The following is a 23,567-nucleotide window of genomic DNA, read 5'->3' on the forward strand; positions in this document are numbered from 1 at the left end:
GGCGCTGGCTCAACTTGTGGAAAGCGGCCCAATTCCGGCCATTCATGGCGTGGTGCGCTGGCGGCGCAAGGACCTGGTCCAGTGGCTGTTCGAGGAGTTCCGCATTTCCATCGACGAGACGACGGTGGGCCGCGAACTCAAGGCCCTCGGCTTTGCCAAGCTTTCGGCCCGTCCTCGTCATTATGCGCAGAACGAACTGGAAGGCGACGTTTTTAAAAAGACTTCCCCGCCGCTCTGGCAGCGATCAGGGAAAAATGCCCGCCCGGCACGGATATCGAAATCTGGTGGGCCGACGAAGCCCGAATAGGACAGAAGAACAAGATCACCCGGCGATGGGCACGGCGAGGAACACGACCATCTGCACCTGCCGATCAGCGGACCATGTGGACCTATATCTTCGGCGCGATCTGCCCGAAGAAAGGCAAAGGCGCAGGTCTTGTTCTTCCCTATTGCGATACCGGGGCCATGCAAGAGCATCTCGCCGAAATCAGCCAGGCCGTCGATCCCGGCGCGCATGCAGTGCTCATCCTCGATCAGGCTGGCTGGCACGTCACGCCGAAGCTCAAGGTTCCCGAAAACATCACATTGATGTTCCTGCCCCCGCGATCTCCGGAGTTGAACCCAGTGGAGAACGTCTGGCAGTTCATGCGTGACAACTGGCTCTCGAACCGGGTCTTCCGGGACTATGACGACATCGTCGATCAATGTTGCCGAGCCTGGAACAGGCTCATCGATCAACCTTGGAAGATTATGTCCATCGGCCTACGAGACTGGGCACACAGGTCATGATCAATGCTCGTTGGTATAACCTCCTTGCCGCCGGCTCGGTTCTTCTTTTCGGCAATCGTGGCGATCTGTCGCCTTCCACGCTTAGAAGTCCCGACGTATGGGTCCTCCCCGAGGTCCTTTGTCGGCTGCGCATTCAATCCCGTGTCGATCAAGATAATATGAAATGCGGCATTGAGCGCTTTGGTCGTGGCTTCAATGAAGGATTGGAGGTGTGCGTGACCGCCCGCCCACGCGACGAGCTTTTGAAATTTTTTCAAGCCAAACACAATATCACGACTATTGTGATATACATCTTTGTAATATCTGATGATAACTGAGAATAAATCGCCGTCACTTAGGCCGATTTCGACGCCAAATATCGGATTTCCAATCCGGTCGCCGGGTCTGCGCAATATTATTGCTTCAAACTTATCGATAGACATCTTAGGCTGCTCGCCCAGGAATACCTGACCACGCTGAAAGTTCTCATATTCGGATAGGAATTCTGCAACGTAGCAACTGCGTAGCTCCGCCAGGGCCTTTGCGTTCGTTGCGATGAACTCATTCGAAGCTTCGAGTTCGGTTTTGTTTGTGAGGTCAAGCCGTCCCGCTTTGTAGAGAAGGCTCGCGAGCGAGTCCGTACCGGATTCAGTACTGAATTTTGACGCTGTTCTCTGCCTCATCTGAACGGCGGGGAGAAACCCTGCATCGACCAGCCAATTGAGCGCACTGCGGGCGGCCTCGACATACTTGTCACGTACCTTGCGTTTCGTGGAGATGGTGAGCGATCGGTCGTCGACATCGCCCATCACACGAAGAAACTCGTTAGTGACGTGTTGCCAGTCTTTTTGTGTCGGCGTCCTGCCGCCCTGAAGGGTTTGAAATACCCGCGTGGCGACCTCGTCCTTTCCTAGCGATCCTGCTGCCCCAAGACCCTGCAGGAGAAGACGGAGCTTCTTGAAGTACCCGTGCGCCGTATCACCGGCCTTAAAGGTGGCGGCCCTGCGCCATGCCGCTTCTAAGCCTCTACAAAACTTTTCACCGAACAGATGCAGCACTGTGGTCAAATTATAGCGCTTGCGATGCCCGCTTATCGAGAAGCTATATTCGGTGATCCCGAAGTCTTCAATTTCAATCAACGACGGCTCCCACCAGTCTGAATAAATAGCGATCTGGCGTCTTGATTTTCCGAAATAATTATTAAGTTGAAGTCTTGCTTTTAAGCGCCTTTTCGCCTATCAATTGAACAACAAGACTTTTAACTTCAGAATAATTCAAGACCCTACGAAGTGTGCCAATGCATTATCCTCTGCCTGTTTGTGAGAACTATTGATTCTCTTACATAAACAGAGTCAATTTGTCGATCGTTAAATTTTTGATCGACGAGATGTACTTGTGTTTAGCGATAGGGCGCTGAAGGCAAGTTGCACCGCTCGAGATTTGGCTGAGGAAGACTTTTCTGATCGACTGTACGGCAACGTCGCGGCTATGAGCTTGCGATTGCGACGTCGCCAATCGGCAGGATGCGCAAATGCTCCCAGCCGGCGTCGAGAGACAGTGCCAACAGGCCGTCGGTTAGTGGCCGGCCGCGCAGCGACCTGATGATGGTGGAAGCATGCAGTACGCCATCGCGCTAGGCAGGCAAGCCGAGGGCCCGCGACTGCAGACGACGACAAATTTGCAAAAACAGCCCTGACGGCGATCCTGCAGGCACCGTTACGGATGGTATCGCAAATGGCATCGATCAGCAGGTTCGAACGCTACGAAGCTCACCGACACAAGAGGCTGATTGCGGTATCGGGATGCGGGTCTATGGACATCCGCGGTTCGACCAGCCTCGCGCATCTTCCGCGCTCGGTTACCAATATCCATATTCGTAAAAACAGTGACGATAACGTGTTGTAAAATTTTCTCGATTTACCACGAATATGATCGCCAATGTGGCTTCCAGACTTCTTCCTTCGGCAGATCCGCCGGAGCGAGATTGACCGTCACGCGCTTCGGCGGCAACGAGAGGCCCGACGCGTGCAGGGCGGCCTGCACCCGCTCGCGGCTTTCGGCAACCGCCTTGTCCGGCAGGCCGACGATCTGCATGCCCACCTTGCCGGGTGCGACCATGACCTGCACATCGACGGGCACACCCTCGATGCCCTGAAATGCAATCGTACCGACCCGCGCCACCATGATTGCCCCCGCCCGCTCCCGCCGCGCCGCGCTTCATTTCGCGCAAGGCACCGCGACACGTTTTCGCCGAAAACGATTGCCGCAACCCCTTCTGGTTGCAGGCGCAAATCTGGCATGGAATCCGGAATGAAACAAGAACAATTATAGAACTTGTGAGGGAATTTTCCGCGCATCGGTTGTACTCGGTTGCAAGGACGGAACGAAGGCGGGACGTTCGCGAACGGAACGCCCCGCAACGGTCCTTGCCGCGGGTGGCAAGCGGCTCACCGCTTGCTTTCGATGGCGTCCCAAAGCAGGGCGGAGATGTCTGCGCCGCCGAACTTCCGCACCTCCCGGATGCCTGTCGGAGAGGTCACGTTGATCTCTGTCATATAGTCGCCGATGACGTCGATGCCGACGAAGAGGAAGCCGCGCTCGCGCAGCGCCGGGCCGATCCGGGCGCAGATCTCCTTTTCGCGCGCCGTCAGCTCCGTCGGCTCCGGCCGGCCGCCGGCATGCATGTTGGAGCGGGCGTCGTGTTCGGCAGGCACGCGGTTGATGGCACCGACCGGCTCGCCATCGACGAGCAGGATGCGCTTGTCGCCCTTGCGTACGTCCGGCAGGTACTGCTGGGCGATGAAGGGTTCGCGGAACATCTGGCCGAACATCTCGAGCAGCGAGGAGAGATTGCGGTCGTCCTTGGTAGAATGGAAGACGCCGGCGCCGCCATTGCCATAGAGCGGCTTCAGGATCATGTCGCCCATCTCTTCACGGAAACGGCGGATTTCGGCGGGATCGCGGGTGATGAGCGTTGCCGGCATGAGGTCGGCGAATTCGGTGACGAAGATCTTTTCCGGCGAGTTGCGCACCCAGGCCGGGTCGTTGACGACCAGCGTCTTCGGGTGGATGCGCTCCAGGAGATGCGTCGAGGTGATGTAGGACATGTCGAAGGGCGGGTCCTGGCGCAGCAGCACCACATCCATCGTCGAGAGGTCGATGCGCTCGGGGTCACCGAGCGTATAGTGGTCGCCCTTGACGTCGCGCAATTCCATCGGCTCGGCGGTGGCGTAGACCTTGCCGTCGCGCAGGCTCAGACGGTCTGGCGTATAGTGAAAAAGCCTGTAGCCGCGGTTCTGCGCCTCAAGGCTCATGGCGAACGTGGAATCGCCGGCGATGTTGATGGTCGACACATGGTCCATCTGGACCGCGACGTTCTTGATCTTTGCCATGGAAAGTCCCCTCAGGAATGCCCGACACATTTAGGGTGCGGGCGGCGCGATGGCAACGGGCCTCGCACGGGGTCAGGCGAAGCCATCGATTTGGCAGGTGATGAGGTCGTGGTCGGAAAGCGGGCGTCCGGAGGGGCAGAGCGAGGAGACGATCTCCGTCTGCGAGACGGCGAGGCCGCGTGCAAGAAACCAGTCGAGCTTCATCGCCCGCTCGGGCCAGCGCGTGATGAGGCTCGGGCGTGTCGTCATCCCGTCCAGCGGGCCGCCGTGGCGAATGAAGCCCCGTTCAGCCGCGCGGGCGAAAAGCCCCTCGGCCTCGAAATCGCCGTCGGCGTGGTTGCCCGTGTTGAGGTCGCCGCCGATGAGGACAGGATGGCCGGGGAAAGCGGCGTCGAGCGCGTCGATCAGGCCGATCATCTGGCGCTCGCGATAGGCGGCCGTCGTGGCGCTTTCGAAATGCGTGGAGGCAAGGACGAGTGGGCCGGCCTCCGTGTTGACGACAGCGCCGATCGCCATGCGCTCGCCAAGACGCGGCTGGTCGACCTCGCCCATGAACCACAACCGTTCACCTTCCAGCCGCAGCAGGAAAGGCTGGTGCAGCGGCACGGTGGCCATGAGGCCGTTGCCGTGCAGACCGCGGCGATTGAACGGATCCTTGCAGAATTCCAGCTCCGTGTCGGAGCCGAGGCCGAGTTCGATGAATTCGACGCCGTAGAGATAGGCCATGCCGAGATCGCCGGCGACCTCGGCCGTGGTGTGACGCTGGCGCGTGCGGGCCATGCCATCGTCCATTTCGGAGAGCAGCACGATCTCGGCACCGGTCGCGCCGAGATGCTCGGCGCTTTCGAGCGGAAAGAGGCAACGCTCGAGGTTCCACGCGGCGACGGTGAAGGGAAAGGGCAACGGTTCGGCGCGCTCGGCACGGCCGCCTTTCTCCACGGCGTTCATGCAGGCAAGCTCCGCCATCCGGGCATCGTGCGCCGGAATGGACTTTTCGAGATCGGCTATCGCCGCACGCTCCGCCGGAGTGGGAGCGGTCAACCTGTCGACGACCGTGCGGATCATGACGCGGGCTCCAGCGCCGGGATGCCGGCGGCATGGGTTTCCGACCGCTCCTCGCCCGACCAGTCGATCCGCCGACCACTGGCACTGTCGAAGAAATGCAGCCGGCAGGGTGCGATGGAGAGCGACGCGGTTTCCGGCAGCAGATTTTCCGAGGAGACCGCGGCGACGAGCGGCTGGTCGCCGACGAAACCATGTACAAGACGCTGGGCGCCCAGTTCCTCGACATAATCGATCCGGAAAGGCAGGCTGCCCTCCCCGCCCGGATGGAGACGCAGGTCCTCGGCACGCAGGCCGACGGTCACAGTGCCCTGTGCCGGGACCGTGGCGCCGAGGTCGATGAGGGCCGGGCCGAGGGCGAGTTTGTTGCCATGGATTTCGCCGGAAACGAGATTCATAGCCGGCGAACCGATGAAGCTGGCGACGAAGGTCGTCGCCGGGCGATGATAGACGTCGAGCGGACGACCGATCTGCTCGATCCTGCCGCCGGAGAGCACGACGAGGCGGTCTGCCAGCGTCATGGCTTCGAGCTGGTCGTGGGTGACGTAGATGGAGGTCGTGCCGACGCGGCGTTGCAGGCGCTTGATCTCGCCGCGCATGGAGACGCGCAGTTTCGCGTCGAGGTTGGAGAGCGGCTCGTCGAAGAGGAAGGCGGAGGGTTTGCGCACGATGGCGCGGCCCATGGCGACGCGCTGGCGCTGGCCGCCGGAGAGCGCGCGGGGCTTTCGCTCCAGATAGGGCTGGAGTTCGAGCATGCGGGCGGCTTCCGCCACGCGCGCGTCGATCTCGGCCTTCGGCGTGCGGCGGTTCTTGAGGCCGTAGGCAAGGTTTTCGTAGACCGTCATATGCGGGTAGAGCGCATAGTTCTGAAAGACCATGGCAATGTCGCGGTCGGCCGGATCGACATCGTTGACGACGCGTGAGCCGATCGTCACTTCACCCTCGCTGATCGTCTCCAGCCCCGCGACCATGCGCAAAAGCGTCGACTTTCCGCAGCCGGAGGGACCGACGAGCACGATGAACTCGCCGTCGGCGATGTCGATCGAGACGGAGCTGACGGCGGTCACGCCGCCATTGTAGATCTTGGACACGTCCTTGATACCGATCGATGCCATGGGACGACCCTCCTATTTGTCGCTTTCGGTGAGGCCCTTGATGAACCACCGCTGGAAGATCAGCACGATCATGACCGGCGGCAGCATGGCGAGGATCGCCAGCGCAAAGGCCTCGTTGTAATCGGGAATGTTGGAGCCGACCCAGACGAGCAGGATCTGCTTGATGCCACGCACCAGCGTGAAGAAGCGTTCGTCGGTCGTCATCAGCGTCGGCCAGAGATACTGGTTCCAGCCATAGACGAACATGATGATGAAGATGGCGGCGATCATGGTGCGCGAGAGCGGCACGAGCACATCGATGAAGAATTTTACCGGCCCCGCCCCGTCGATGCGCGCGGCCTCCAGCAATTCCTCCGGCACGGACTTGAAGAACTGGCGGAAGAAGAAGGTGCCGGTGGCCGATGCCAGGAGCGGCACTATGAGACCGGTATAGGTGTTGGTGAGCGAGAGCTTGTTCATTACCTCGTAGGAGGGGACGATGCGCACTTCGAGCGGCAGCAGCAGCGTCGTGAAGATCATCCAGAAGAACAGCGTGCCGAGCCTGAAGCGGAAATAGACGATGGCATAGGCGGCGAGCATGGACAGAATGATCTTGCCTGCGGCGAAACCGACACCAAGGATCAGCGAATTCCAGATCATGCGCGCACCGGTGATCTCGCCGGTAAAGCCGCCTTCGCGCGTCAAAACGGTGTTGTAGGTCTCGGTGAAATTGCCGCCCCAGGTGATGGAGAGGCCGTTCCTGTGGATGTCGGCGGCATCGTGCGTCGAGGTCATGAAGGCGACCACCACGGGCGCTACCATGACGAAGACGCCGAGCATGAGGATGAGATGATCGAACAGACGGGTACGGTTCATGGCGGGCGGCCTCTCAATTGTAGTGCACGCGCCGCTCGATGAAGCGGAACTGGAAGATGGTGAGCACGAAGACGACGATCATCAGGATGACGGACTGGGCGGAGGAACCGCCGAGGTCGTTGCCGCGGAAGCCGTCCATGTAAACCTTGTAGACCAGCGTGATCGGGTTGTTGGCGGCCTTGTCCTTCACCATCACGTCGATGACGCCGAAGGTGTCGAAGAGGGCGTAGGTCATGTTGATGATGAGCAGGAAGAAGGCAGTGGGTGCGAGCAGCGGCAGCGTCATCGTCCAGAAGCGTCGGAAGCCGGAGCGGCAGTCGATGGCGGCCGCCTCGCGCACGGAGGCCGGAATGCTCTGGAGCCCCGAGAGGATGAAGATGAAGTTGTACGGGATCTGCTTCCACACCGACACGATGATCATGGCGATCGCGGTGTCGGTGTAGTTGAGGCCGACCTTCATGTCCCAGCCGAAGAAGGCCGCGAGCTTGACCAGCGGGCCGATATGCTGGTCGAAGAACATCATGCCCATCAGGCCCGCGACCGGCGGGGCGATGGCGTAGACCCAGATCAGCAGCGTCTTGTACGTCGCGCTTCCCTTCAGCACCGCATCCGCCTTGACGGCGAGCAGCATGCCGATGCCGAGCGACAGGAAGGTGACGAGCGCGGTGAAGACCACGGTGAAGCGGGCAATCGCCTGGTATTGTGTGGAGCCGAGCGCATCCGAATAGTTCGCCAGGCCGACGAAGGTAGAACCGAAGCCGAAGGGATCCTCGAGATAGAAGGACGACTGGATCGCCTGGACGGACGGCCAGTAGAAGAAAACGAAGATGATCGCCATCTGCGGCGCGATAAAGAGATAGGGCAGGTAGGGCGACGAGAACTGGACGCGCTTCATGTCGTGGCCTTTGAAAGAGCGGAGGCGGCGGGCGACTGCCCCTCACCCCAACCCTCTCCCTAGTCAAGCGGGGAGAGGGGGAGGAAACGCCGCGGCTTGGTCCCTTCTCCCCGCCTGCGGGGAGAAGGTGGCCGGCAGGCCGGATGAGGGGCCGGCCGGAGCTGAACCTATCAGCCGGCGGTCTTGGCAAAGCGGGCGAGCAGGTCGTTCGCCTCGGTCTCGATCGTCTTCAGGGCGTCTTCGACCGACGTTTCGCCGGCGAAGATACGACCGTATTCACGCTCCATGATCTCGCGGATCTGCGGGTAGAAGCCGAGGCGGTAGCCCTTCGACCAGTCGCCCGAGGGCAGCATGAGCTGCTTGATGCCGACTTCGGCGACCGGGGTCTTTTCATAGTAGCCTTCGGACTTCGCCAGCTCGTAGGCCGCCTTGGTGATGGCGACGTAGCCGGTGGCCTGGTGGTAGAACTTCTGCACTTCCGGCGAGGTCAGGAACTGGAAGAAATCGGCCGTGCACTTGTTCTCTTCGTCCGACTTGCCAGACATGGCAAACAGCGCAGCACCGCCGATGAAGGAGTTGGTGCCGGCGCCCTCGACGCTCTGCCAATAGGGCAGGAAGGTCGCGGTGAACGGCTTCTGCGCGGTCTTCGTCAGGCCACCGAAGGAACCCGAAGAGCCGATCCAGAAGGCGGCCTTGCCCTCTTCGAAAAGCTTCTGGTTGTCGTTCCAGCCGGCGCCGTAGTAGCCGAAGTAACCCTCGTCGGCCCAGGACTTCAGCTTGGTGAACATCATGACGAGGTTCGGGTCCGTCATGTTGATCTTGGTGTCAACGACCGAGTCGTAGCCGTTGTTGTTCGTTGCGAACTGGATGTTGTGGCGCGAGAAGAAGTTTTCGGTGAACTGCCAGGTCAGCTGCGACTGGACGAGCGGCAGGTAGCCGGCCTCCTTCAGCTTCGGCGCGATCGCCTCGAACTCTTCCCAGGTCTTCGGCGCTTCCACACCGACCTTTTCCAGGGCTTCGGTGTTCACGTACATGATCGGCGCTGAAGAGTTGAACGGCATGCCGACGAACTTGCCATCCGGCGCAGCGTAGAAATAGCGCACGCCCTCGATGAAGGCTTCGCGGTCGAACTTGTGGCCGGCGCCGGTGATCAGGTCTTCGGCCGGGATGACGGCGTTCGGAGCGTTGATGATCGTCGCCGCGCCGGCGTCGAAGACCTGCAGGATGTTCGGCTGCTCGCCCGAGCGGAAGGCGGCTATGCCGGAAGCGAGCGCTTCCTCATAGGTGCCCTTCGAAACCGGCGTCAGCGCGCAGGCCGACTGGGCCTCGTTGAACTTCTTGGCAACTTCATTGATGACTTCGCCGTTGCGACCGGCCATGCCGTGCCACCAGGTGATGTTGGTGGCGGCCATCGACGCCGAGGCGGAAAACGCGAGTGCGAAACCTGCGAGGGAAAGCGGCTTGAACATGGGTTGCTCCTCTTCACCGGATTTGGTGTGAGGGGTGCACTAAGGGGCCACCGTGACGGGCGCGTTACGGTTTCGTGTCAGTTTCGTTACATTTTCCTTTTGATCAAAACGCATCCGGCAGATGCCGGGGAAGCCGCCAGGGGCGTACGGCGACGATGTCATATCTGAGGGAAAGGCGGTGGCCGTCGGGTTGCTGCGACAACCAGATTTCGCTTGCCGCACGGATGCGCCGCTGCGCGGTTCCTGTGACGGCAAAGACAGCGCTGTCGACATCACGGCGGGCCTTCACCTCGACACAGACGACCAGATCGCCCCGTCGCGCGATGATGTCGATTTCGCCGAGCTTCGTGCGGTAGCGGATCGCACGGATGCGAAAACCCCTGGCGACAAGGTAGAGCGCGGCGATGTATTCGGAGACGTGCCCGCGGCGAAAGGCCTTCAGCCGGCCCGGATCCGCCGGCCTATTGCCCATCGCCGCCCTTCAGGTCGATGAGGCGCTGGTAGAGATCGCGCCGCGGCAGGCCGGTCTGCCGCGCGGCCTCGGTCGCCGCCTTGCCGGCCGGCATGTCCCTGACGAGCGCGGCGAGCAACCGGTCGACATCCTCCGCCTCCGGTGCGGCGGCCTCACCGGGCGGGCCGATGACGAAGACGATCTCGCCCTTGACGGTGTGGCCGTCGCCGTAAAATACCGAAAGCTCGCCGAGCGTTCCGCGGCGAAACTCCTCGAAGGTCTTGGTCAGTTCACGACAGACGCAGGCCGCCCGCTCCTCCCCGAGCACCTCGGCCGCCGCCGCCACCGTCGCGGCGATGCGATGCGGGGATTCGAAGAACAGCAACGTCGCCGGCACGCCGGCAAGCTCGGCCAGACGATCCCGCCGCGCCTTGTCCTTGGACGGCAGGAAGCCGGCAAAGAAGAAGGCCTCGTTGGAGAGGCCCGAGCCGACGAGCGCAGCAAGCGGGGCGGAGGCGCCGGGAATGGGCACGACACGGTGACCCGCAGCAATGGCGAGCAATGCCAGCCGGTATCCGGGATCGGAAACAAGCGGCGTGCCGGCATCGGAGACGAGAGCAACGGATTTGCCTTGCTCCAGCGCGGCGATGAGGCGTGGACCCGCCTCGTCTGCATTGTGCTCGTGATAGGCGTAGGGCCGGTTTACAATACCGTAGCGGTCGAGCAGGACGCGGGTGACGCGGGTGTCCTCACAGGCCAGCACATCAGCGCCCGCCAGGGTCTCTAGCGCCCGCAGCGTGATATCGGAGAGGTTGCCGATCGGCGTCGCGACGAGATAAAGCGCCGGCTCCAGCGGCCGGGCGGGTATCACGGCATTGTGCAGGCGAAAGGTCTTCGCGCCTCCGCCACCGCCGTTTGCCGCATCGTCATCCCGCATCGCCCGTCGCCTTTCCAGCCGCTGGGCGGCCGCCTGTCCTCATCCTTATGGGCGAGCGGACAGGCCCTCGCAAGGTCCGGGCGTTGACTATCCTGTGTCCTCTGCCGTTAGCACTTGCAAAGTTCCGCATGTTTCTGCCATTTTGCCCGTCCACATCGTCCGGCGCCCGCCGGGATTTCAAGGCAATGCCGCGCCGGCCTCCGGCGTGCTAGCGGTCGAAAGCGGTACAGTTCCATGCGCATTACTCTCGAGCGGTCCAATCTTCTGAAGTCGCTGAATCACGTCCATCGCGTGGTCGAACGGCGCAACACGATCCCGATCCTCTCGAACGTGCTGCTGCGTGCGGACGGCGCGAGCCTCGACATGAAAGCGACCGACCTCGACCTCGAAATCACCGAAGCGACGCCTGCCCAGATCGAGCAGGCCGGCGCGACGACCGTTCCCGCACATCTGCTGTACGACATCGTGCGCAAGCTCTCGGACGGTTCGGAAGTGCTGCTCGCCACCAGCACCGACGGTTCCTCGATGACGGTCACCTCGGGCCGTTCGAAATTCTCGCTGCAGTGCCTGCCGCAGTCCGATTTCCCGGATCTCACCGCCGGCAGCTTCTCGCACACGTTCCGCCTGAAGGCGACGGACCTCAAGATGTTGATCGATCGCACCCAGTTCGCGATCTCGACGGAGGAGACCCGTTACTACCTCAACGGCATCTTCATCCACACGATCGAAAGCAACGGCCAGCTCAAGCTGCGCGCCGTCGCCACCGACGGCCACCGCCTTGCCCGCGCCGACGTGGAAGCGCCCTCGGGTTCCGAGGGCATGCCCGGCATCATCATCCCGCGCAAGACGGTCGGGGAACTGCAGAAGCTGGTCGACAACCCGGAGCTGACCGTCACCGTCGAGGTCTCGGACGCGAAGATCCGCTTCACCATCGGCTCGATCGTTTTGACCTCCAAGCTGATCGACGGCACCTTCCCGGATTACCAGCGCGTGATCCCGACCAACAACGACAAGGAGCTGAAGATCGACTGCCAGTCCTTCGCCCAGGCCGTCGACCGCGTCTCCACCATTTCTTCCGAGCGCGGCCGCGCCGTCAAGCTGGCGCTTGGCGAGGGCCAGCTGACGCTGACCGTCAACAACCCGGATTCGGGCAGCGCGACGGAAGAACTGCCGGTCGGGTATGACAACGATCCGCTCGAAATCGGCTTCAACGCAAAATACCTTCTCGATATCACGTCGCAGCTTTCCGGCACGGAAGCCGTGTTCATGCTGGCCGATCCCGGTTCGCCGACGCTGGTGCGCGATCTCGCCGGTGACGACGCGCTCTACGTGCTCATGCCGATGCGCGTATAGGCCTCCCGTATTGGGGAAACTGTTCTGGAACCCGCCGGCCCGCCGGCGGGTTCTTTTTTAGGAAGTGCTTTCGCCGGCAGGGGAAACTTGCGGGCGGCGGCGCAATCAGACTTGTTTTTGACGCAAACCGCGTCACATATTTGGCGTGGCCGAACGAAGCGGACGGGAATGAAGCCTGCCGCCGGCCGGAAGCGTACCATGAAGGGGGATGGCATGACGTTGCGTGTGAAGGTCAAGGAACGGCTCGGCAAGAAATTCGACGACGAGATCCGCTTCTTCAAGGGCTGGATGAGCAATACGCGGGCCGTCGGCTCGATCATCCCCACCTCCTCGATCACCGCGCGCCGCATGGCGAGCGTCGTCAATCCCGCTTCCGGCCTTCCCGTGCTGGAGCTCGGTCCGGGCACCGGCGTCATCACCAAGGCGATCCTCGAGACCGGCCTTGCGCCGGAAAAGCTGACCTCGGTCGAATTCTCCACGGATTTCTACAACCACCTTGTCGCCCGTTTCGACGGCGTCAATTTCATCAACGGTGATGCCTTCGACCTCGACAAGACGCTTGGCGACCTCCGCGATGCCACCTTCGACAGCGTCGTCTCCGCCGTGCCGCTGCTCAATTTCCCGATGCACAAGCGCGTGTCGCTGATCGAGGACCTGCTCTCCCGCATTCCGGCCGGACGCCCCGTCGTGCAGATCTCCTACGGCCCGCTCTCTCCCGTCGTCGCCATGCCGGATCGCTACCAGATCACCCATCTCGATTTCGTCGTGCGCAACATTCCGCCGGCGCAGCTCTGGACCTACCGCCGCACCCATTGAGGGGCGGCAATGTTCGCGCTCTACATCACCCATCCGCAGGTCGCCATCGACCCGGCCGTACCGGTGCCCGACTGGGGCTTGTCCGAGCGCGGCCGCGAGCGAGCGCTGCTCGCAGCCTCCGCCGGCTGGGCGCGACAGATCGGCCGCTTCGTGGCAAGCGGCGAGCGCAAGGCAATCGAGACGGCGGAGATTCTTGCCGGCGGCCGCCTTGCCATCGAGACCGACCACGCCATGGGCGAGAACGACCGTTCCGCCACAGGCTACCTCGCGCCCGATGCCTTCGAAGCGGCGGCAGACGCGTTCTTCGCCCATCCAGAGACGAGTTTTCGCGGCTGGGAGCGCGCGGTGGATGCGCAGGCGCGCATCGTTGGCGCCATCGAGCGTGCGCTGGCTGGGCATGATCAGAACGTTCCCATCGCCTTTGTCGGCCATGGCGGCGTCGGCACGCTGCTGAAATGCCACCTCAAAGGCACGCCCATCCGCCGGGATGGCGACCAGCCGGCAGGCGGCGGCAATCTTTTCGCATTCCGGCTTGCGGACCGGGCCGTCGCATGCGAGTGGACGCCAATGGAATCTTGGAAAGGGTTTTGACCATGTCCGCGCGCGACCGCCTGATCGTTGGCCTCGATGTTCCGACCATCGCGGAGGCGGAAAAGGTGGTCCGGACACTCGGCAGCACCACCCTGTTCTACAAGATCGGCTACCAGCTCGTCTTCGCCGGCGGCCTGGAATTCGCCCGCGACCTCGCCAAGGACGGCAAGAAGGTCTTCCTCGACATGAAGCTGCTCGACATCGACAACACGGTGGCCAAGGGCGTCGAGAACATCGTGAAGATGGGCATGTCCATGCTGACGCTGCACGCCTATCCGAAGGCTATGGCCGCCGCCGTTTCCGCGGCGAAGGGTTCCGACCTCTGCCTCCTCGGCGTCACGGTGCTGACCTCGATGGACGCCAAGGATGTCATCGATGCCGGCTATGAATACGATCCGCATACGCTGGTGCTGCGCCGCGCCGAACAGGCCCGTATCGCCGGCATGGGCGGCATTGTCTGTTCTGCGGAAGAGTCCAAAGCCGTGCGCAAGATCGTCGGCCCGGACATGGCGATCGTCACGCCCGGCATCCGCCCGGCGGGGGCCGATCTGGGCGACCAGAAGCGCGTCATGACGCCTTCCGATGCGCTGAAGGCCGGCTCCAGCCATCTCGTCGTCGCCCGTCCGATCGTCAACGCGGTCGATCCGCTCGCCTCAGCCAAGGCGATCCTTGCCGAAATGGACGGCGCGCTCACAGCATAAACACCAAAGAGGGAGAGATACATGCCCAAGGGCTACTGGATCGCACAGGTCGACGTGCGCGACACCGAGCGCTACAAGGACTACGTTGCCGCCGCCAAGCCGGCCTTCGAAAAGTACGGCGCGAATTTCATTGCCCGCGGCGGCGCCTTCGAACGGCTGGAAGGTCGCGTGCGTGCGCGCAACGTGATCATCGAGTTCCCCTCCCTGCAGGCGGCCGTCGACTGTTACAATTCGCCGGAATACCAGATCGCCGCGGCCATCCGCCAGGAAGTGGCGGATGCGGAAATGGTGGTTGTCGAAGGCTTTTGAGCCGACCGATCCAGACCGCGGAAAAACCCGGCGCTAGAGACGCTTCGCCGCGCTTCACCTTGCGAACGGTTTGGGCTATGTAGGCGCTACCTACCTACAATGTTCTTCAGGAGCAGCCTCATGACCTTGTCCAACCTTCCGCCGCTCGTCACCGTTTTCGGCGGCTCGGGCTTCGTCGGACGTCATGTGGTGCGCGCGCTGGCGCGTCGCGGCTACCGCATCCGCGTCGCCGTGCGCCGGCCGGATCTCGCCGGCTTCCTCCAGCCTATCGGCGGCGTCGGCCAGATCTCCTTCGTGCAGGCGAACCTGCGCTATCGCCAGTCGGTCGATCGCGCCGTCGAAGGCTCCGACCACGTCATCAACTGCGTCGGCATCCTCTTTGAGAGCGGCCGCAACAACTTTGACGCCGTGCAGGATTTTGGCGCCCGCGCCGTCGCCGAGGCGACCCGCGCCATCGGCGCCAAGCTGACGCACATTTCCGCGATCGGCGCCGACGAGGCTTCCGGCTCGTCCTATGCCCGCACCAAGGCCCGCGGCGAAGCGGCGGTTCTGCGCACCGTTCCCGACGCCGTCATCCTGCGCCCCTCCATCGTCTTTGGCCCGGAAGACGGCTTCTTCAACAAGTTCGCCACCATGGCGCGCTATGCACCCGTCCTGCCGCTGATCGGCGGCGGCCATACGAAGTTCCAGCCGGTCTATGTCGCCGACGTCGCGGAAGCCGTCGCCCGCTCGGTGGACGGCACGATCGAGCGCGGCCGCGTCTACGAACTCGGTGGCCCGGAAGTGCTGACCTTCCGCCAGTGTCTCGAGCTGATGCTGCGCATCGTCGACCGCAAGAACCCGCTCGTCTCGCTGCCCTTCGGCATCGCATCGCTGATGGGCTCCGTCGCGTCGCTGGTGCCCTTCATCAAGCCGCCGCTGACGGCCGACCAGGTGACGCTGCTGCGATCCGACAACATCGTCTCGGATGCGGCCCGCAATGAAGGCCGCACGCTGGAAGCGATCGGCATCGAGCCCATTCTTGCCGAAGCGATCCTGCCGAGCTACCTCGTGCGCTACCGCCCGCAGGGCCAGTTCACGCGGATCGACCGTACGGCCTGAGCCATTTTTCGTGAACGAAGCCGGCCGCCGCAGGGGCTTTCCCGCGGCGACCGGTCGCGTTTTGTGAAAGCGCTTTGGGCTGGCTGTTGCACTTATGCAGCGGTTAAAAAAATCGCTGCGGCATTTACGCGCGATTCAGCATGTCGCGATATTGATTGTCTTCGGGCCAGCGAATAAACACCGCCCCCGTCGCGTCGTACTGATGACAGTTCTGCGGCGTATTTTCAGGACTTTGAGAGGCTTTCGGCGCAATGGGCAAGGCAATTGCAATCTTCTTCGGATTTTCGGCTCTGATCATCGTGGCCGGATCCTTTGCCGCGCCGTCGACGGTCTCCGCCGGCAAGCATGGCTGTTCGCCGGCCTACGGCGTCGATCCCTGCACGACCGCCTCGGTCAAGTAAGGCCGGCCGGCTCGAGAGCCGGCCAAGAACGTTCATCCAAAGATCAGAAGGCCGATCAGGCCCAGTGTTCCCACGACGATGCGCCAGATGGCGAACAGCGTGAAGCCGCGGCGCGACACGAAATCGAGCAGCGAGCGCACGACGAAGAGACCCGCCACGAAAGCTGCGGCAAAGCCGACACCGATGACGAGAAGATCATCGGACGAGAGCGCATCGCGGTTCTTGTAGAGGTCCAGCGTGAAGGCGCCGACCATGGTCGGCATGGCGAGGAAGAACGAGAATTCTGCCGCCGAACGCTTGTCCGTGCCCATCAGCAAGGCGCCGGCGATCGTCGCGCCCGAGCGCGAGGTGCCGGGGATCATGGCAAGGCACTGGCAGAGGCCGATCTTGAAGGCCAGCGACGGCGGATACTGCATGGCATCCGTATAACGCGGCTGCAGCGGCAGGCGGTCGATTACATAGAGGATGACGCCGCCGACGATCAGCACGATGCAGATCAGCATGGGCGTTTCGAACAGCACCGTCTTGATGAAGTCATGCGCCAGCGCGCCGATGACGGCCGCCGGCAGGAAGGCAATGAGCACGCTGATGACGAAACGGCGCGCCTCCGGGCTCGACGGCAGCGCGAAGGCGATCTTCAGCAGCTTGGCCGCATAAACCGAGAGGATGGCGAGGATCGCACCCAGCTGAATGAGCACGGCGAAGGTGTTGCCCGGCGACTTGAAGCCAAGAAAGTGCCCGGCAAGCAGGATATGACCGGTGGAGGATACCGGGATGAATTCGGTCAGGCCCTCGATCAATCCGAGAATGAGGGCGCTGACAATGGACTGGTCTGCCATGTAGGTTCCTTGGGGAAAAGGGGAAGAAAGCCACGAAATGAAGCGGACATACGGCAAAAAGCCCGATTCGCTTGTGTTTGTACCACCAAATTTCTATAGGTTCGTCAAATCAGCCATGGTCAAATCAGCCCGCATGCGCGCTCGACCCGGCCACAGCCCCTTCCGCAAGACCAGCAAAGCAGCCTGATGCCCACACTCTACCATCACCCGATGTCCGCCGCCTCCCGCTTCGTCCGCCTAATCCTGGCGGAATACGGGTTTCAGACGGAGCTTGCCGAGGAGCAGCCCTGGGAGAACCGGCGTGATTTCCTCGCCCTCAACCCGGCCGGTACGCTGCCCGTCTATGTCGATGACAGCATGCGGGCGCTCTGTGGCGCGAGCATCATCTCCGAATATCTCGACGAGACGCATGGCGTTCTGAAGCGCGACCGCCGGCTGCTCGCCGAAGACCCGTTCCAGCGCGCGGAAATCCGCCGCCTGACGGAGTGGTTCCTGCAGAAGATGGAGCAGGACGTGACGCGCCCGCTGGTGCGCGAGCGCATCTTCAAGCTGCAGATGACACCGGACCAGGGCGGCGGCCCGCCGGACAGCAAGATCCTGCGCAATTCGCGCGCCAATATCCGCCAGCACATGAAGTATCTCTCCTGGCTCGCGGGCTCGCGCACCTATCTTGCCGGCGACCGCCTCTCCTATGCCGACCTTGCCGCGGCGGCCTGTCTTTCCGTGCTCGACTATATGGGCGAGATCAACTGGACGGATGCACCGCAGGCCAAGGAATGGTACCAGCGGCTGAAATCCCGCCCCTCCTTCCGCCCGCTGCTCGCCGAGCGCGTGCGCGGCGTCACCCCGGTTTCGCACTACGCGGACCTCGATTTCTGAGGACGAGACGATGTCGGGCGACGACAGGATCCGGCGCCGCCTGACCGACTTCCTCAAGACGGAAGCGGCGGACAAGGGGTTCGACCTCTGCCGCATCACCGGCCCCGATTCCATTCCGGAGGCGCCGCCCCGGCTCGCTGATTTCCTTGCCGCCGGCTATCACGGCACCATGGATTGGATGGCGGAGACCGAGGCGCGACGGGCCGATCCGCGCGTCCTGTGGAGTGAAGTGCGCTCCGTCGTTCTCTTCGGCATGAACTACGGCCCGGCGCACGATCCGCGCGCCGTGCTCGCCATGCCGGATCGGGCGGCGATCTCCGTCTATGCACAGAACCGCGACTATCACGACCTCATCAAGGGCAAGCTGAAGGAAGTGGCGACACGCTTTGCCGCCCGCGGCGGGGTGGATGTGAAGGTTTTCGTCGATACGGCTCCCGTGATGGAAAAGCCGCTCGCGGCCGCCGCCGGGCTCGGTTGGCAGGGAAAACACACCAATCTCGTCAGCCGCACGCACGGCTCCTGGCTCTTCCTCGGCAGCCTCTTCACCACGGCCGAGCTTGTCCGCGACGAACCGGAGCGCGACCATTGTGGCTCCTGCCGCGCCTGTCTCGACGCCTGTCCGACCGACGCCTTCCCGGCACCGTACAAGCTCGATGCGCGGCGCTGCATCTCCTACCTCACCATCGAGCACAAGGGGCCGATCGACCCGGACATCCGCGAAAGGATCGGCAACCGCATCTATGGCTGTGACGATTGTCTTGCCGCCTGTCCCTGGAACAAGTTCGCCGCTGCCGCTTCGCAGATGAAGCTCATCGCCCGCGAAGACCTGAAGGCCCCGGCGATTGGCGATCTTCTGACCTTCGACGATGCCGCCTTTCGTGCGCATTTCTCCGGCTCGCCGGTCAAGCGCATCGGCCGCGACCGCTTTATCCGCAACGTGCTGATTGCCGCCGGCAATTCCGGCGACCGCAGCCTGATCGCCGAATGCGTTCACCTTGCCGACGATGCGTCAGCCGTGGTGCGTGGCATGGCCGCATGGGCGCTTTCCCGGCTGATGACGGCTTCCGAATTCGGGAAATTTGCGGCAGGAAGGACGGACGACGCGGACACGGATGTGCGCGCGGAATATGAAAGAGCGAAGGCAGACTGTCGATGACGCACCTCCTGATCCTCGGTGCCGGTTTTTCCGGCAAGGCCATCGGCCAGACCTTCAAGGCGGCCGGCTTTTCCGTTTCCGGCACGACGCGCTCGGCGGAGAAGGCGGACGACCTTCGCGCGCTCGGCATCGCACCGATCCTCTATGACGGTGGCCCGGTTCCCGAAGCCCTCGCCGCCGACATGGCACGCGCCACCCATGTCGTGCAGTCCATCGCGCCCGGCAAGGATGGCGATCCGCTGTTCCGCGCGGGCATGCCCTCCCTCTCTGCCCTGATGCCGAAGCTTGCCTGGGCCGGCTATCTTTCCACCGTCGGCGTCTACGGCGACCACAAGGGCGGCTGGGTGGACGAGGACACCGCGCTGAACCCGGTTTCCGCCCGTTCCATCGAGCGGGTGGAGGCGGAGAACCACTGGCTCGACTTCGGCAGGATCTCGGACCTGCCCGTCGCCGTATTGCGCCTTGCCGGCATCTACGGCCCGGGCCGAAATGCGCTGCGCAACATGGACGAGGGCACCGCACGGCGCCTCGTCAAGAAGGACCAGGTGTTCAACCGCATCCGCGTCGAGGATATCGGTCGCTCGGCTCTCTTCCTTGCGGAGAAATCCCTTGGCGGCGTCTGGAACATCACCGACAACGAGCCCGGCCCGCCACAGGACGTGGTGGCGGAAGCTGCCCGGCTGATGGGCCTGCCGGTGCCGCCGGATATTCCTTTCGAGACGGCGGAACTTTCCTCCATGGCACGGTCTTTCTATGGGGAGAACAAGCGCGTCTCGAATGCCAGGCTGCGCGCTGCCGGCTTCGAATTCCGCTTCCCGGACTATCGCCAGTCGCTCGCCGAACTCCACGCGACTGGCCGCTGGCGAGGCTGAGAGGCCGGGCCTTGCCGGCCGGCTTTTGCGATTTTGCACAACCTTGAATTTATCTGCCTCATTTTTGCCGCCGAATTCCTGCGCACAAATTGCTAATATTGAAAGTTTTTTCCGAAAATTTGCGCGATTACCGGATGACTATTCCAGTCCGCAAGTCGATCCAGTTTAGTGACTGATTCGCAAGACTCTTTCCTGTCACGTTAACGAAGATTAAAACTCCATCGCTGGCGATGGACTGTATATCCTGCCGGCCCCCGACAGCAATTGCGGCGGGTTGAGGCACGTTTTTGCCATTTTTGCTTCCTCATACGGCGATCAACACAGTGGAAATTCACAACTTTCCCGGAAGGTCATCCGATACATGATGCTCAAGCTCTCCAGCCTCGCGCTTGCTTCGCTCGTTGCCGCCTCTTCATCCTTCGTTACGTTCTCGGAGGCTCAGGCCGCCGGTTGCGGTCGCGCCTCCTGGTATGCGCTGCACTCGCGCACCGCCTCCGGTGAGCGCATGAACCCGAACCTCATGACGGCCGCCCATCGCAGCCTGCGCTTCGGCACCAAGGTGAAGGTCACCAACGCCAACAACGGCAAGAGTGTCGTGGTACGCATCAATGATCGCGGTCCGTTCATCCGCGGCCGGGTGCTCGACCTCTCCAAGGCTGCCGCCTCCAACATCGGCATGATCCGCTCCGGCCACGCCAAGATCTGTTACGAAGTCATCGGCTGACGACCGCTATTCTGCGGCTCCCGGCTTGCCCTTCGCGCATTCCGCCGCTACCACGACGCAAAACGGAGTATGCGGATGCGATTGGGTGGGCGGCTCTCGGGAGCCATCGAGGTTCTGACGGATATCGAGACGCGGCGGCGCCCCGTCGCCGATGCGCTCAAGGACTGGGGCCTTTCCCACCGGTTCGCCGGTTCCGGCGACCGCGCCGCGATCGGCAATATCGTCTATGACGCGCTGCGCATGAAACTGTCGCATGCCTATCTCATGGACGATGACAGCCCCGCCGCACTCGGCTATGCTGTACTGCTGCGCCAGTGGGGCCTCGCCCCCGAGGCGCTTGCCGCCGAGTTCGACGGCGACCGCTTTGCGCCCGAAGCCTTTTCAGACGAGAAGCTCGCCGCTTTGCGCACCCGCAATCTCGACGACGCCGCGCCGCATGTGCAGGGCGACATTCCCGAATGGATCCAGCCCGCCTTCGAGGCCAATTTCGGCGAAGCATGGCTGGCGGAAGCGAAAGCGCTTGCCGGACGGCCGACGCTGGACCTGCGCGCCAACACGCTGAAGGCCGGCCGCGACAAGGTGCTGAAGGCACTGGAACGCAACGCCGCCGTCGCCTCTACTATCGCCCGCGAGGGCATCCGCATTCCCGCGGGCGAAGGCCCCTCGCGCCTGCCGAACGTCACCGCGGACCTCGCCTTCCAGAAGGGCTGGTTCGAGGTGCAGGACGAAGGTTCGCAGATCGTCGCCGATCTCGTCGTCCCGCAGGAGGGCGAGCAGGTATTGGACTTTTGCGCTGGCGGTGGCGGAAAGACGCTCGCCATGGCGGCCGCCATGCATAACAAGGGCCAGGTCCACGCCTACGACACCGACCGCAAGCGCCTCGCCCCGATCATCGAGCGGCTGAAGCGCGCCGGCACCCGAAACGTGCAGGTCCACGAGAGCATTTCCAGCCTCTCGCCGCTGAACGGCCGCTTCGACCGCGTGCTGGTCGATGCCCCCTGCACGGGCACCGGCACCTGGCGGCGCCGGCCGGACACCAAATGGCGCCTTACCGAAAAGAACCTCGAGGAGCGCCTCACCCAGCAGCAGGAAGCGCTCGCCAATGCCAGCGCCTTCGTGCGCCCGGGTGGCTTCCTGCTCTATGTGACCTGTTCGATCCTGCCGCAGGAGAACGAGGAGCAGGTTCACAGCTTCTGCGCAGCCAATCCGGATTTCGAGATCCTGTCCGCGACCGACACCTGGAAGGCGCTGTTCGGTGCTGAGAAGCCCCAGCCGTGGTCACGCGACGGCAAGACCGTCACCCTGACGCCGGCCTCGACCGATACGGACGGTTTCTTCTTCTGCGCGATGGGCCGTAGGGCCTGAGGCGATTGCGCTCTGTCAAATGTGCCGGAACAGCTTGAAACCATTCTAAACTATACACTTTGACACCAGTTTTTATTTGGTCCATGACAGCAATGCCTGAATAATCCCGGGCCCGGCGGTACGCCGGACCATCCGGGCGGCGGCGGCCAAGGGAGGCAAGCCGTGACGTCCGGTGTCGGGGGACACATCGAACAGGACACCAGGAGACGTCATGACCACTTTCTTCCTCCGCACGGCCGCCTTTGCGCTCGCTGCCGCGACTTCGGGGCTTGCCATTGGCTCCGCCCATGCGGCGGCCGACCCGGCGGCGATCGTCAAGCACTATGCTGAAATCGCGCATGCCAAATTCTCCGACTCGCTCGACGCCGCAAAGGCACTCGACGCGGCGGTCGACGCCCTCATCGCCAAGCCGAGCGACGAAACGCTGAAGGCCGCGCGCGAGGCGTGGCTGAAATCCCGTGTGCCCTACCAGCAGACGGAAGCCTACCGCTTCGGCAACCCACTGGTCGACGACTGGGAAGGCAAGGTCAACGCCTGGCCGCTCGACGAAGGTCTGATCGACTATGTCGATGCCAGCTACGGCACGGAAAGCGACGAGAACGCACTCTTCGTCGGCAATGTCATCGCCAACCCGAAGCTGGAGATCGGCGGCAAGACGATCGACGCCACCACCATCACGCCGGCGGTCCTGCAGGAACTGCACGAGGCGGGCGAAGTGGAAGCCAACGTCGCGACCGGTTACCACGCCATCGAATTCCTGCTGTGGGGCCAGGACCTCAACGGGACCGGCAAGGGGGCCGGCAACCGCCCGGCGACGGACTATGACAAGGCCGCCTGCACCAACGGCAACTGCGACCGCCGCGCCGCTTACCTGAAGGCCGCCTCCTCGCTGCTGGTCACCGACCTCGAAGAAATGGTGAAGGCCTGGGCCGCCGACGGCGACGCCACCAAGAACGTGACGTCAGATCCGAAGGCCGGCATCACCGCCATGCTGACCGGCATGGGCTCGCTTTCCTATGGCGAACTGGCCGGCGAACGCATGAAGCTCGGCCTCCTGCTGCACGATCCGGAAGAAGAGCACGATTGCTTCTCCGACAACACGCACAACTCGCACTACTACGACGTCGTCGGCATCCAGACGGTCTATACGGGCGAATATACCCGCCCGGACGGGTCGAAGCTGACCGGCCCGTCGCTCTCCGAACTCGTCGCCGAGAAGGACGCCGCGCTTGACACCGAGATGAAGGCCAAGCTCGACGCCAGCCATACCGCCTTCAAGGCGCTGGTGGACCGTGCGGAAGGTGGCGAAGCCTATGACCAGATGATCGGCGAAGGCAACGCGGAGGGCAACAAGGTCGTCCAGACCGCCGTCGACAGCCTGATCGACCAGACCAAGACGATCGAGCGCGTCATCGGGTCGCTGGACCTCGGCAAGATCGAGCTTGAAGGCTCAGACAGCCTGGATAATCCTAACGCTGTCTTCCAATGATAGAAGGCGGGCCGCCTCCCCGTGGGA

The 23,567-nt window shown here is 62.8% G+C and carries 23 protein-coding genes and 2 pseudogenes; 13 read left to right on the forward strand and 12 right to left on the reverse strand.

The window, feature by feature from the left end:
- Positions 1 to 789 (forward strand): annotated as a pseudogene (locus EXZ48_RS19955) (IS630 family transposase); the annotation flags it as partial.
- On the opposite strand, the gene EXZ48_RS19960 reads toward EXZ48_RS19955, so the two are convergent.
- From EXZ48_RS19960 to rsmI, 10 genes and pseudogenes are all read right to left on the reverse strand, one after another.
- Entirely contained in the window at positions 735 to 1,907 is a 1,173-nt protein-coding gene (locus EXZ48_RS19960) for a hypothetical protein (protein ID WP_130517804.1), read from the reverse strand. The pseudogene EXZ48_RS19955 and the gene EXZ48_RS19960 sit on opposite strands and share 55 nt — an antisense overlap.
- A gap of 817 nt (positions 1,908 to 2,724) precedes the next feature.
- Positions 2,725 to 2,952: pseudogene (locus tag EXZ48_RS19965) on the reverse strand (magnesium chelatase domain-containing protein); the annotation flags it as partial.
- A gap of 263 nt (positions 2,953 to 3,215) precedes the next feature.
- Positions 3,216 to 4,160, reverse strand: coding sequence for a glutathione synthase (gshB, locus tag EXZ48_RS19970; protein WP_023511937.1), 945 nt, complete (start codon positions 4,158 to 4,160; stop codon positions 3,216 to 3,218).
- A gap of 72 nt (positions 4,161 to 4,232) precedes the next feature.
- A complete protein-coding gene (locus EXZ48_RS19975; protein ID WP_130517806.1) occupies positions 4,233 to 5,225 on the reverse strand; it encodes an endonuclease/exonuclease/phosphatase family protein in 993 nt (330 codons plus the stop codon).
- Positions 5,222 to 6,337, reverse strand: coding sequence for a sn-glycerol-3-phosphate import ATP-binding protein UgpC (locus tag EXZ48_RS19980; protein WP_130517807.1), 1,116 nt, complete (start codon positions 6,335 to 6,337; stop codon positions 5,222 to 5,224). The genes EXZ48_RS19975 and EXZ48_RS19980 overlap by 4 nt, the downstream gene beginning before the upstream one ends.
- Positions 6,338 to 6,349: 12 nt before the next feature.
- Entirely contained in the window at positions 6,350 to 7,192 is an 843-nt protein-coding gene (gene ugpE, locus EXZ48_RS19985) for a sn-glycerol-3-phosphate ABC transporter permease UgpE (protein ID WP_130517809.1), read from the reverse strand.
- 13 nt (positions 7,193 to 7,205) lie between these two features.
- Entirely contained in the window at positions 7,206 to 8,087 is an 882-nt protein-coding gene (locus EXZ48_RS19990) for an ABC transporter permease subunit (RefSeq protein WP_130517812.1), read from the reverse strand.
- Between the two features lie 170 nt (positions 8,088 to 8,257).
- Positions 8,258 to 9,556: an extracellular solute-binding protein gene (locus tag EXZ48_RS19995; protein WP_050742676.1), complete on the reverse strand. Its 1,299-nt coding sequence runs from the start codon at positions 9,554 to 9,556 to the stop codon at positions 8,258 to 8,260.
- Positions 9,557 to 9,659: 103 nt separating this feature from the next.
- Entirely contained in the window at positions 9,660 to 10,028 is a 369-nt protein-coding gene (locus EXZ48_RS20000) for a YraN family protein (RefSeq protein WP_050742677.1), read from the reverse strand.
- A complete protein-coding gene (gene rsmI, locus EXZ48_RS20005; RefSeq protein WP_130517814.1) occupies positions 10,018 to 10,944 on the reverse strand; it encodes a 16S rRNA (cytidine(1402)-2'-O)-methyltransferase in 927 nt (308 codons plus the stop codon). Before rsmI ends, EXZ48_RS20000 begins: the two co-directional genes overlap by 11 nt.
- Before the next feature lie 234 nt (positions 10,945 to 11,178).
- Between rsmI and dnaN the strand changes: the two genes are divergently transcribed.
- The 6 genes from dnaN (at position 11,179) to EXZ48_RS20035 (ending at position 15,815) form a co-directional block, all read left to right on the forward strand.
- Positions 11,179 to 12,297, forward strand: coding sequence for a DNA polymerase III subunit beta (gene dnaN, locus EXZ48_RS20010; protein ID WP_130517816.1), 1,119 nt, complete (start codon positions 11,179 to 11,181; stop codon positions 12,295 to 12,297).
- A 213-nt stretch (positions 12,298 to 12,510) separates the two neighbouring features.
- Positions 12,511 to 13,113, forward strand: a complete 603-nt coding sequence (pmtA, locus tag EXZ48_RS20015; RefSeq protein ID WP_037405986.1) for a phospholipid N-methyltransferase PmtA — start codon at positions 12,511 to 12,513, stop codon at positions 13,111 to 13,113.
- A gap of 9 nt (positions 13,114 to 13,122) precedes the next feature.
- Positions 13,123 to 13,704 (forward strand): histidine phosphatase family protein, encoded by a 582-nt coding sequence (locus EXZ48_RS20020; RefSeq protein WP_130517818.1) that lies wholly within the window; start codon positions 13,123 to 13,125, stop codon positions 13,702 to 13,704.
- Positions 13,705 to 13,706: 2 nt separating this feature from the next.
- Entirely contained in the window at positions 13,707 to 14,405 is a 699-nt protein-coding gene (gene pyrF, locus EXZ48_RS20025) for an orotidine-5'-phosphate decarboxylase (protein ID WP_165909379.1), read from the forward strand.
- A gap of 21 nt (positions 14,406 to 14,426) precedes the next feature.
- On the forward strand, positions 14,427 to 14,714 hold the full coding sequence (locus EXZ48_RS20030; protein ID WP_023512752.1) for a DUF1330 domain-containing protein: 288 nt from the start codon (positions 14,427 to 14,429) through the stop codon (positions 14,712 to 14,714).
- Between the two features lie 120 nt (positions 14,715 to 14,834).
- Positions 14,835 to 15,815 (forward strand): complex I NDUFA9 subunit family protein, encoded by a 981-nt coding sequence (locus tag EXZ48_RS20035; RefSeq protein WP_023512751.1) that lies wholly within the window; start codon positions 14,835 to 14,837, stop codon positions 15,813 to 15,815.
- Positions 15,816 to 15,939: 124 nt separating this feature from the next.
- Here EXZ48_RS20035 and EXZ48_RS34945 read toward each other — a convergent pair whose 3' ends face one another.
- Together EXZ48_RS34945 and EXZ48_RS20040 are read right to left on the reverse strand one after the other, a co-directional pair.
- Positions 15,940 to 16,113: a hypothetical protein gene (locus EXZ48_RS34945; RefSeq protein WP_156334046.1), complete on the reverse strand. Its 174-nt coding sequence runs from the start codon at positions 16,111 to 16,113 to the stop codon at positions 15,940 to 15,942.
- Positions 16,114 to 16,248: 135 nt separating this feature from the next.
- Positions 16,249 to 17,055 carry an undecaprenyl-diphosphate phosphatase gene (locus EXZ48_RS20040; RefSeq protein WP_023515689.1) on the reverse strand — a complete coding sequence of 269 codons (807 nt, stop codon included), beginning with the start codon at positions 17,053 to 17,055 and terminating at the stop codon, positions 16,249 to 16,251.
- 186 nt (positions 17,056 to 17,241) lie between these two features.
- On the opposite strand from EXZ48_RS20040, the gene EXZ48_RS20045 reads away from it, so the two are divergent.
- The 6 genes from EXZ48_RS20045 to EXZ48_RS20070 all read left to right on the forward strand — a co-directional run bounded on the left by EXZ48_RS20045 (position 17,242) and on the right by EXZ48_RS20070 (position 23,540).
- Positions 17,242 to 17,934 (forward strand): glutathione S-transferase family protein, encoded by a 693-nt coding sequence (locus EXZ48_RS20045; RefSeq protein WP_023516760.1) that lies wholly within the window; start codon positions 17,242 to 17,244, stop codon positions 17,932 to 17,934.
- 10 nt (positions 17,935 to 17,944) lie between these two features.
- The gene (gene queG, locus EXZ48_RS20050) at positions 17,945 to 19,090 is read left to right on the forward strand and encodes a tRNA epoxyqueuosine(34) reductase QueG (protein WP_130517822.1); all 1,146 of its coding nucleotides are present in this window, start codon (positions 17,945 to 17,947) and stop codon (positions 19,088 to 19,090) included.
- Positions 19,087 to 19,962: an SDR family NAD(P)-dependent oxidoreductase gene (locus EXZ48_RS20055; RefSeq protein ID WP_130517824.1), complete on the forward strand. Its 876-nt coding sequence runs from the start codon at positions 19,087 to 19,089 to the stop codon at positions 19,960 to 19,962. Before queG ends, EXZ48_RS20055 begins: the two co-directional genes overlap by 4 nt.
- Before the next feature lie 364 nt (positions 19,963 to 20,326).
- Entirely contained in the window at positions 20,327 to 20,686 is a 360-nt protein-coding gene (locus EXZ48_RS20060; protein WP_037405988.1) for a septal ring lytic transglycosylase RlpA family protein, read from the forward strand.
- A gap of 75 nt (positions 20,687 to 20,761) precedes the next feature.
- The gene (locus EXZ48_RS20065; protein ID WP_130517826.1) at positions 20,762 to 22,051 is read left to right on the forward strand and encodes an RsmB/NOP family class I SAM-dependent RNA methyltransferase; all 1,290 of its coding nucleotides are present in this window, start codon (positions 20,762 to 20,764) and stop codon (positions 22,049 to 22,051) included.
- 211 nt (positions 22,052 to 22,262) lie between these two features.
- On the forward strand, positions 22,263 to 23,540 hold the full coding sequence (locus EXZ48_RS20070; RefSeq protein WP_050742684.1) for an imelysin family protein: 1,278 nt from the start codon (positions 22,263 to 22,265) through the stop codon (positions 23,538 to 23,540).
- Positions 23,541 to 23,567 lie beyond the last annotated feature (27 nt).

Origin of the sequence: Shinella sp. JR1-6 (genome assembly GCF_004284735.1) — a bacterium.
Classification (GTDB): domain Bacteria; phylum Pseudomonadota; class Alphaproteobacteria; order Rhizobiales; family Rhizobiaceae; genus Shinella.